General features: G+C 57.1%; 9 protein-coding genes and 1 pseudogene. 7 read left to right on the forward strand and 3 right to left on the reverse strand.

The genetic code is table 11. The features are described 5' to 3' along the window. From K5905_RS18775 to K5905_RS18790, 4 genes are all read left to right on the forward strand, one after another. Positions 1 to 370 (forward strand): DUF4070 domain-containing protein (locus K5905_RS18775; RefSeq protein ID WP_297586568.1); only part of this gene is annotated, 370 nt, incomplete at its 5' end. An 89-nt stretch (positions 371 to 459) separates the two neighbouring features. Beyond that, complete coding sequence (locus K5905_RS18780; protein ID WP_297586578.1) at positions 460 to 1,725, forward strand: TCR/Tet family MFS transporter; 1,266 nt, start codon at positions 460 to 462, stop codon at positions 1,723 to 1,725. A 10-nt stretch (positions 1,726 to 1,735) separates the two neighbouring features. Continuing rightward, positions 1,736 to 2,398, forward strand: a complete 663-nt coding sequence (locus K5905_RS18785; RefSeq protein ID WP_297586570.1) for a dienelactone hydrolase family protein — start codon at positions 1,736 to 1,738, stop codon at positions 2,396 to 2,398. 113 nt (positions 2,399 to 2,511) lie between these two features. Then, the gene (locus tag K5905_RS18790) at positions 2,512 to 3,126 is read left to right on the forward strand and encodes a hypothetical protein (RefSeq protein ID WP_297586572.1); all 615 of its coding nucleotides are present in this window, start codon (positions 2,512 to 2,514) and stop codon (positions 3,124 to 3,126) included. Positions 3,127 to 3,190: 64 nt separating this feature from the next. On the opposite strand, the gene K5905_RS18795 is transcribed toward K5905_RS18790, so the two are convergent. Then, positions 3,191 to 4,234 carry a M20/M25/M40 family metallo-hydrolase gene (locus K5905_RS18795; protein ID WP_297586574.1) on the reverse strand — a complete coding sequence of 348 codons (1,044 nt, stop codon included), beginning with the start codon at positions 4,232 to 4,234 and terminating at the stop codon, positions 3,191 to 3,193. Between the two features lie 303 nt (positions 4,235 to 4,537). Here K5905_RS18795 and K5905_RS18800 point away from each other — a divergent pair, with 303 nt between their 5' ends. Both K5905_RS18800 and mepA read left to right on the forward strand, forming a co-directional pair. Beyond that, positions 4,538 to 5,623: a patatin-like phospholipase family protein gene (locus tag K5905_RS18800; protein WP_297586575.1), complete on the forward strand. Its 1,086-nt coding sequence runs from the start codon at positions 4,538 to 4,540 to the stop codon at positions 5,621 to 5,623. A gap of 302 nt (positions 5,624 to 5,925) precedes the next feature. Continuing rightward, positions 5,926 to 6,798 carry a penicillin-insensitive murein endopeptidase gene (gene mepA, locus K5905_RS18805; RefSeq protein WP_297586580.1) on the forward strand — a complete coding sequence of 291 codons (873 nt, stop codon included), beginning with the start codon at positions 5,926 to 5,928 and terminating at the stop codon, positions 6,796 to 6,798. Positions 6,799 to 6,851: 53 nt separating this feature from the next. On the opposite strand, the gene K5905_RS18810 is transcribed toward mepA, so the two are convergent. After that, positions 6,852 to 7,367 (reverse strand): GNAT family N-acetyltransferase, encoded by a 516-nt coding sequence (locus K5905_RS18810; RefSeq protein ID WP_297586576.1) that lies wholly within the window; start codon positions 7,365 to 7,367, stop codon positions 6,852 to 6,854. 237 nt (positions 7,368 to 7,604) lie between these two features. Between K5905_RS18810 and lepA the strand changes: the two genes are divergently transcribed. Beyond that, positions 7,605 to 9,410 carry a translation elongation factor 4 gene (gene lepA / locus K5905_RS18815; RefSeq protein ID WP_297586577.1) on the forward strand — a complete coding sequence of 602 codons (1,806 nt, stop codon included), beginning with the start codon at positions 7,605 to 7,607 and terminating at the stop codon, positions 9,408 to 9,410. Positions 9,411 to 9,545: 135 nt separating this feature from the next. Here lepA and K5905_RS18820 read toward each other — a convergent pair. Then, positions 9,546 to 9,833: pseudogene (locus K5905_RS18820) on the reverse strand (short chain dehydrogenase); the annotation flags it as partial.

Genomic DNA, 9,833 nt, shown 5'->3' on the forward strand with positions numbered 1-9,833 from the left:
GACCGTCATCGAACAGGTCTACGGGCCAGAAGCCTATTTTGGGCGGGTTCAGAAAGTCGCCAAAATGCTCAATATGCGCGGAGCCAATGGATCGATTTTCGGGGCCGGTTTCTTTCATGACATCAAGTTGTTCGGTCGCCTGATATTGGCGATGACCTTTAAGGACACGACCTATCGCGCTCCCTTCTGGAAAACGCTGATCAAAACGGCATTCACCAATTTTCGGGCGATAAAGCCAGTGATGATGATGCTGGCGCTATACGTGCACCTGGGTCCGTTCTCCCGCTTTGTCACGGCCCAGATCGAAAAGCAGATTACCGAAATTGAAAAGGGCCAATGGGAACAGCCCGCACTGGTGGCCGCAGAGTAACTGGTTTAATAACCACGCCCAACCCGGTGAGGGACACCGGCCAGAGCACTTCTGACGTGCTCCGGGTTTCAACTTATCAGGAAGACAGTTTGCGGTCCGGGACTTCAAAACGCAGCGCGCTCGGTTTCATTCTGGTGACGCTGATTATCAACTCCATGGGCATCGGCCTGATGATGCCGGTCATGCCGTCACTCCTGACGGAATTGACGGCTCTTCCGGTGAGCGATGCGGCGCGCTGGGGCGGTGCCCTGAGTGTGGTCTATGCGTTGATGCAGTTTGGCTTCGGACCTACACTTGGCAATCTTTCCGATCGGTTCGGCCGTCGTCCTGTCCTGCTTGTTTCAATGTTCACCATGGCCGTCGATTACCTGATCATGGCGCTGTCGTGGCATCTTGCGGTGCTGTTTGTTGGCCGAGTTCTTTCCGGTGTCGCAGGAGCAACCTTTTCAGCTGCCTCCGCCTATATCGCCGATGTGTCCTCCAAGGAGGATAGGGCCAAGAATTTCGGCCTCGTCGGTGCGGGCTTCGGCGTCGGCTTCGTTCTCGGCCCGATGATCGGTGGTTTCCTGGGAGAATTCGGTCCTCGCGCCCCCTTCTATGCTGCTGCCGCGCTGTCCTTTGTCAATTTCCTGTTTGGTTTTTTCGTGTTGCCGGAGACGCTCACGCAAGAAAACAAGCGCGCTTTTGACTGGAAGCGAGCCAATCCGCTGGGAGCGCTGAAACAGATTTCCGAGTACCCGGCAGTCCGCACCCTGTTGCTTGCGGTCTTCCTGTTCGACATTGCCCATTACGTCTATCCCGCGGTCTGGAGCTATTATGTGGAAGAAGTCTTCGCCTGGACACCGGGGGATATCGGCCTATCGCTGGCCTTTGTCGGGATCGGCTTTGCCTTCGTTCAAGGCTACCTGATCCGCGTGCTGGAACCGAAGCTCGGACCGGGCCGGACGCTGATGGCCGGGTTGAGCGCAAACCTTCTGGCTTTTGCCGGACTGTCATTCGCCTTTTCCGGTTGGCAGGTCTACGCGATGGTTTCATTCGCCGCATTGGGGGCATTGGCGACACCAGCTTTCACCGGATTGATGTCAAACCGCATACCGGACAATGCTCAAGGCGAACTGCAAGGCCTCATTGCCAGTGCCGCAGGCTTGTCGATGGTGGTCAGTCCGTTTGTGATGACACAGGTATTTTCCCATTTTTCAGGTCCCGATGCCGCCATTTCCTTCCCCGGCGCACCATTTGCGCTTGCCTGGGTTTTGATCCTGGCCTCGATGCTGATTGCCCTTCCCTTCATGCGTCTCCAGGAAAAGGTCACTGTGGTACAAAAATCGGCAGACCGCGAAACACCAGCCGAGTAAAACAACAACGATGCCTATTTCGTCTTCTCTTCAGGGACCGAGGCTGGCCCCGGCTTCTGGCAAACCTGCGCGCCAGCTAATAGTGATCCTTCATGGATATGGCGCGGACGGCACTGATCTGATCGACCTTGGCCGTGCGTGGCAGGGGCAGCTTCCGGACGCTGCTATCGTGGCGCCGGACGCACCGGACCGCCTTCCCTTTGAGGCATTGGGCGGCCGTCAATGGTTTGCCTTGAACGAGCGTTCGCCTACAGAGTACAGGATCGGTGCTGAAGCTGCGCAGCCGCTGCTGGACCGATTTCTGGATGCAGAACTTGAAAAGCTGGCATTGGACGAGCGCTCGCTTGCGCTCGTCGGTTTCAGCCAGGGTGCCATGATGGCATTTCAATGCGGTTTGCGCCGCGGGACCTCGCCGGCTGCAATCATCGGCTATTCGGGCTTGTTGCCCGGTGCCGACGAGTTGGACGGTGTCGCTTCGGAAAGTCCTGTCCTGATTGTTCACGGCAGAGAAGACGACGTTGTCCAGGACTATCATGCGGACGCGGCCCAAACCGCATTTGCCCGGGCCGGGATAACCGCAAAGGTTCACAAGCTTGAAGGCCTCGGTCATTCGATTGATGAGCGGGGTATGGTTCTGGGAGGCAGGTTTCTGGGGAACGCCTTCTCGAAATAGCGGACACGCCCCGACCTGCAGGGTCATTGGTTAAGCGCCTGTTAACCAAATTGCACAATGCTGGGAGAACCTATGACGGACCAGAAGGTCCGGAAGTGCCAGGATCCAAGCACATGCAGATTTCCGTTGAGACCACCAGCCAGAGCACAAGTCTCTTCTCGGCGTCCTTTTCAAACCATGGTTCTGATGGTCCCAAAGGCAAGGGTCATGGTCATGGGCACGAGATCGGGCAGCGCAACGGACATCACAAAGCCCCCGCCCTTTCTGTTCTGGACGCCGCAAGCGAGAAGGCTGAAAAAGACGCGGTCGTGATTGCCGCGCTGCAGGCTGCGGTCGAAAAAGGCAAATCAGGCAAAAGCGACGACGAGGACAAAGACGGCGCATTGGCGACTGTCGAGGACTACCAGAAAACGGCCGGCAAGCTGAAAGCGGCTCTTGGCGAAGAAGACACCGGTGGCCCTTCGGCTTCCGTCGCCTATGAAAGCGCGACCATTTCCACAACGACGATAGAAGCGGAAATCGGCGGCGAGACAATTTCCGCGCAATTCGTTTCTTATGAGCGCGTTTCGTTCAACAGTGAAACCGGTCTTTCTGTCCGTTCGGCAAGCGCGTCGACGATTGAAGGTGACTTCGACAACGGTTCGTTCAGCTACCAGAGCGCATCAGTCAGCGAGCTCTATGCCGGAACAGGTGAACAGGTTTCCAACCTGGCGAGCCTGATCGCCTAAACGGCTACAACTAAAAATACAAAGGGGAGCGCAGGCTCCCCTTTTTTCGTTTTCAGCACCCAGATCAGGCCTTCTTGAGATAGGCCACAAGAATATCGAGAGCCGCCTGCAGGTCCGATTTGTGGATCATTTCGGTGACCGTGTGGATGTATCTGGTGCCGACCACGACCCCGACGGCCTTGGCACCGGCCGCTGCCTGTTGCGCCGCGGCTCCGTCCTGGCCACCAGCTGCCAGCATCGTGCGCTGGAAAGGAATCTTTTCCTTTTCGGCAATGGCTTCGATCTCTTTGACCAGGTCCCGGTCGGCAATGAAGCTGGAATCCTTGACGTGCAGACCAAAGCCTTCGCCCTGAACGGTCGTGCGGTCCTGCTCCGGAACGCCCGGTGTGTCGCAGGCCAGGGTAGTGTCCACGCCAAGTCCGATATCCGGCTTGATCGCAAAGGAAGCGGTGCGGGCGCCGCGCAAACCAACTTCTTCCTGGCAAGTGAAGGCGACATGGATTTCACATTCGTGCCTGGATTTTCCGAGACCTTTGATTGCCTCGATCCCCAACCAGCAGGCAATACGGTTGTCGAGTGCTTTCGAGACCACCTTGTCGCCGATCTCGATCAGCGGTTCGTCCATGGTGACCATGTCCCCAACCTTGACGACGTCCTTGGCCTTTTCACCCAGTCCCAGGTCGATGACGAAATCCTTCGGCTCGGGAATCTTTTTCCGCTCTTCGGGAGAAGAGATATGGATGGGCTTGCCACCCGGGTTCATCACCCCTTTGAATTCGCCCTCATCGGTGGATACCAGAACACGCCGCGAAAAAAGATTGCGCGCATCAAAGCCACCGACCGGCTGAACATGCAGGAAGCCCTTGTCGGTGACATGGGAGACCAGAAAGCCGATCTCATCCATGTGACACAACAGCATTACCTTTTTCGGGGATCCCTTTTTGGGTGCCTTACGGCTGTCGCGCCGGCACAACAGCGATCCCATCGCATCAACCGAGACATCGTCGAACAGATCCTTGATTTCGGCCTGGATCAGCTCGCGCACGCGGTGCTCATGCCCGGGCACGCCTGGAGTTTCGCAAAGGCGGCGAAGAAGTTCGATATTCATGGAACATCCTGTTGAGGTGGTAAAAATCCGGAGCGATCCTATGCCGAAATCAAACTCCGGATAAAGAGTGCAGATGCAAATTGTGCAATTGAATTACCGTAAAGAGCGCGAAATGAACCGCTTTCAAGCAAATGGATTAACCGCTTGCTCTCCAAATTGGAAAAATCGACCCTATCTTTTCGCTATTGCCATTGCAGTGACGCAATTGATCGCAAACATTTGGGGACAACTTATATAAGCGTGTGACGCAATTTCAGCCAACACATGCTGCCCCTTCCTGATTGACCACCCCGGGGACGTACCATGGCCCAAACAAAACGTTTTATTCTCTCTATTGATGGCGGCGGTGTCCGCGGCCTGATTCCGTTGCGCATCCTTGAAACACTCGAGAGCCGCCTTGTGCAGCGCGGCGTCAACGTGCCAATGCACGAAGTTTTCGACCTGATGGCCGGAACCTCCACCGGAGGCCTGATTGCTGCCGGATTGAGCGCTCCCCGGCCGGGCGGCTCCACCGGAGAAGCCGCGGCGACGATTGCCGAACTGCGCGCCTTTTACGAGCGCGAAGCCAGGGACATCTTCAGGAATTCGATCTCGGCACGTTTTGCACGCGCCGTGACCAATCCGCTCGGCCTTTTTGACGAGACCTATGATGCCCGCCCGTTGGAAAAACTCCTGAAGGAACGGTTCGGCTGGACTTCGATGGCAAGCGGCCTGACAAGACTGGTTCTGACCGCCTATGACATTGAACAGCGCAAGGCCGTGTTCATGACCAACGGGCTTGAAGAGGACGGCAGTCGTCCGGACGACTATTATTTCTGGCAGGCAGTGCGCGCGACGACCGCAGCGCCCTCCTATTTCGAACCGGCCAGAATTGAGAACCTCACCCGAAAACGGGATGAAGCCATGGTCGATGGCGGAGTGTTCATGAACGATCCGGCAACCGCTGCCTATCTGGAAGCGCGCAAACTTGGCTGGGATCAGGAAGAAATCGTCATCATTTCCCTGGGCACAGGCCGAGCACCCGAGCGCCCCTTCCCGTACAGGGAAGCGGTAGGCTGGGGTGCGCTCGGCTGGATGCAACCGTCCAGAGGCGTGCCGATCCTGTCGATTTTCGCCGACGGTCAATCGCAAACCGCGGCCTATCAGGCAGAGCACCTGTTTCGCGAATTGCCCAATGTCAGCTATTACCGCCTCGACGCGACCCTGGTGTCCGAGGCTGAAGACATGGACAATGCCCGTCCGGGTAACATCATTGCGCTGAACGGTGCTGCGGATCGTGTGATTCGGGACAACACGGTTTTGCTCGACGAGCTCGCGGACATGTTGAAAGCCCATGTCGATCCCACGGAAATGGATGCGGAAACACCAAATTTAGTGCATGCTGCCTAAAGCTTGGGGCCGTACCCCAAGGAAATGAGACCGCTGCCGGAGTCTTCTCCGGAGCGGCTCTTTCAGGCATTGATGCACGAGGTTCCCAAGTGACCCAGCGCAGAAAAACAGCTCGGATAGCCGTGCTGCCGATCGGTAAGATCTCACTGGCCAGCGCGGTCGGATTGCTGGCAACATTGCTGACAGTGTCACAATCTCCCGCTGTATCACCAAAGGCAAAGCCGGAAAGTTCTGTTTCCCAGGACACGCAACCGAGTACAAAGATAATTGCCGGTGTTCCGGTCCCGACGAAGAAGCGGTCTGTGCCGGACGGATATGTTGCTGCCAAACCCAAAGTGGTGCTTCATTCACAGCTCCCGGCGAAAGACTATTTCGGGGCAGCAGACGGCCCTGCGCCGCTGAAGGCACGGTCTATCGGCTCCTACGCCAAAGGGTGTTTGGCCGGTGGTGCCGCATTGCCAACCGATGGACCGACCTGGCAGGCAATGCGGCTTTCGCGCAATCGCAACTGGGGTCACCCGGAACTGATCGATTATCTGCAAGACCTTGCAGCCGATGCACCCAAGGTCGGCTGGAACGGGCTCCTGGTCGGTGATCTGGCACAGCCGCGCGGTGGTCCTATGCTATCTGGACACGCCAGTCACCAGATCGGTCTTGACGCCGATATCTGGCTGACCGAAATGCCGAACCGTCGACTTAGCCGGGAAGAACGCGAAGAAATCTCCGCCATTTCAATGCTGATCGGTCCGCTGGATGTCAAAGGCGCGGATCGCAGGGTTGATCCGCAAAAATGGACAGATACCCACGCGAGACTGATCCGCCGGGCGGCATCGGACAAGCGGGTAGCGCGCATATTCGTCAACCCGACGATCAAGAAAGCGCTTTGCAAATTTGAAAAAAGCAAGAACCGCGCCTGGCTGCGCAAAGTCCGGCCCTGGTGGGGACACCACTATCATTTCCATGTCAGGCTCGCCTGCCCGGCGGGAAGTGCCGGCTGCAAAAACCAGAACCCGCCGCCACCGGGCGATGGCTGCGGCCAGAACCTGACCTACTGGCTGTCCGATGAACCATGGGTGCCAAAGAAGCCCAAAAAACCCGGCAAAGTCGTCAAGAAACGTCCTATGGCGCTCGCCGCTCTGCCGAAGGCCTGCCGAACCGTTCTGACGGCGAACTGAAGTTCCCTTGCATGTTCTCTAGGCCGTGTGGACGAATTGGCTTCGGACGCGGCCTAAGGCTTCGGAGGTTCCATCGGTTTCAGCACTTTCGTCAGGAATACGAGATCGAGCCAGCGGCCGAATTTTGTGCCGACCTGCGGCAGATGACCGGTTTTCTCAAATCCGAGCCCCTCATGAAGCTTGATAGAGGCATTATTATCTCCATCCACCACACCGACCAGAACGTGAATGTCGTGCTCGTGTGCGATATCCATGAGCCGGAGCAGCAGTTTCCTGCCTATCCCCTGCCGCTGAACCGTCGGATCCACGTAGAGCGTATGTTCGGCAGTCAGCCTGTAGCCTTCCTTGGCGCGAAAGGCGCCGAAACTGGCAAATCCCAAAATCTCTTCTTGCGCACCGGCTGCAACCAGAACCGGCAGGCCCTGGCTCATTCTGGCTTCGTACCAGGTCAAGCGGTCATCCAAAGTCTCTTCCCGAGACGTCCAGGCCGCTGTCGTCTCCCGGACAGCGTGATTATAAATCGACAGAATCGCAGGGATGTCGCGTGGTTCTGCGTTGCGGATAATCATATAAATCTCATGTCCAAGTGATGGAGTTTATTGCTACCACACTGCGCAGCGCGCTTCGACGGCCTTTTTACCTTGGTAAAAATTACTATATCCCCCTTGTTTGATCGAGGCTCAAAGCGCTGCACCGACGGGTTGGGCAAGTTTCTCACCGCGAGCCCTTCAAAAACCACTAGATTTCCTGCCCAGACACACGCATTCCTCTAGGCGAAATCGAATTGCGGTGGTAAACGGGCGGCCATGACGACGAAGACGCTTTCCAACATCCGCAATTTTTCCATCGTGGCCCATATCGATCATGGCAAGTCGACGCTGGCCGACCGCCTGATTCAGATGACCGGCACGATGACCGACCGCGAAATGACCGAACAGGTTCTCGATAGCATGGATATCGAGCGTGAGCGCGGCATCACGATCAAGGCGCAGACGGTCCGGCTGATTTATAATGCCAAGGACGGTCAGCAATATACGCTGAACCTGATCGACACGCCGGGCCACGTGGATTTTGCCTACGAGGTTTCCCGGTCGCTGGCCGCGTGCGAGGGCTCGCTGCTTGTGGTGGATGCGTCTCAAGGCGTCGAAGCGCAAACGCTGGCGAACGTTTACCAGGCCATCGACAACGACCATGAAATCGTCACTGTCCTGAACAAGATCGACCTTCCCGCTGCCGAGCCGGACCGGATCAAGGAACAGATTGAGGATGTCATCGGCATCGACGCTTCCGACGCCTGCATGATTTCCGCCAAGACCGGTCTGGGCATAGAAGATGTCCTGGAAGCCATAGTTGAGAAACTGCCGGCACCGAAAGGCGATCCGGACGACACGCTGAAGGCGATGCTGGTCGACAGTTGGTACGACACCTATCTCGGTGTGATGGTTCTCGTGCGGGTGATCAACGGCTCTTTGAAAAAGGGGCAGAAGATCAAGATGATGGGCACTGGCGCGTCCTATGACATTGACCGGGTCGGCGTCATGACCCCGAAGTTCATTCAGGTGGACGAGCTGCGCGCCGGTGAGATCGGCGTGATCACCGGGTCCATCAAGGAAGTGGCTGACACCCGCGTTGGGGACACCATCACGCTTGACAAGAAACCGTGCTCGGAACCGTTGCCGGGCTTCAAACCGGCCCAGCCGGTCGTGTTCTGCGGTCTGTTCCCTGTGGATGCCAATGACTTTGAAGACCTGCGCGCCGCGATGGGCAAACTTAGGCTCAACGACGCCAGCTTCTCTTACGAAATGGAAACTTCGGCGGCGCTCGGTTTCGGCTTTCGTTGTGGTTTTCTTGGCCTGCTGCACCTGGAAATCATTCAGGAACGCCTTTACCGCGAGTTCAATCTCGACCTGATCGCAACCGCGCCTTCAGTTGTCTATCAGATGACCCTGACAGATGGATCGGATGTCGAGTTGCACAATCCGGCCGACATGCCGGATGTGGTGAAGATTTCCGAAATCCGCGAACCCTGGATCCGCGCAACCATCATGACGCCGGACGAATATCTCGGCAGCATTCTAAAACTCTGCCAGGAGCGACGCGGCATTCAGGTGGACCTGTCTTATGTCGGGTCGCGCGCCATGGTGTCCTACGACCTGCCGCTTAACGAAGTCGTGTTTGATTTCTACGATCGGCTGAAGTCGATCTCCAAGGGCTACGCTTCTTTCGACTACCAGATCTCCGACTATCGGGCGGGCGATCTCGTCAAAATGTCGATCCTGGTGAACGAAGAACCCGTTGATGCTCTTTCCGTGTTGGTGCACCGCAGCCAGGCTGAACGGCGTGGTCGGGCAATGTGCGAGAAGCTGAAAGACCTGATCCCACGGCACATGTTCAAGATCCCGATCCAGGCAGCCCTCGGCGGCCGCGTGATCGCGCGCGAGACCATTGCAGCCCTGCGTAAGGACGTGACCGCCAAATGTTACGGCGGTGACGCCACCCGTAAACGCAAACTTCTTGAAAAGCAGAAAGCGGGCAAGAAGAAGATGCGCCAGTTCGGCAAGGTCGAAATTCCGCAAGAAGCCTTCATTCAGGCGCTGAAGATGGATGAGTGAGCCCCGGTCACGCTTCGCGTGATCAATTGAAGGGGCGAACGCCTGCGAATGCAAGGCACAAAGTGCCGTCAAAAGGGCAGTTGGGTCGGGCATTGCCCGACCCAAAGATCCAGAGCATCTTCGCAAAGCCCCTACTCAGTCCACCGTCACCACTTGCCCCGTCCCTGCACCTTCAACGCACCTTGCATAGGCAAGTCCGACTCGTCTTGACGAAACGGGATCATGGCCGGGGAACATTGCACCATAGCGGGCGGCCGAAACATCCAGAAGGCCCGGGCTCACCACATTCACCCGGATGCCGCGCGGCATGTCTATCGCGGCGGCTGCCACGAAACCGGCCAGGGCACCGTTGCAGATTGCGGCCCCGCTTCCTTTCAAGACGGGTTCCCGGTCGAGAATGCCACTGGTCAGAGTGAACGAGCC

The organism is Roseibium sp., from assembly GCF_025698965.1.
In the GTDB taxonomy this organism is placed as follows: Bacteria; Pseudomonadota; Alphaproteobacteria; order Rhizobiales; family Stappiaceae; genus Roseibium.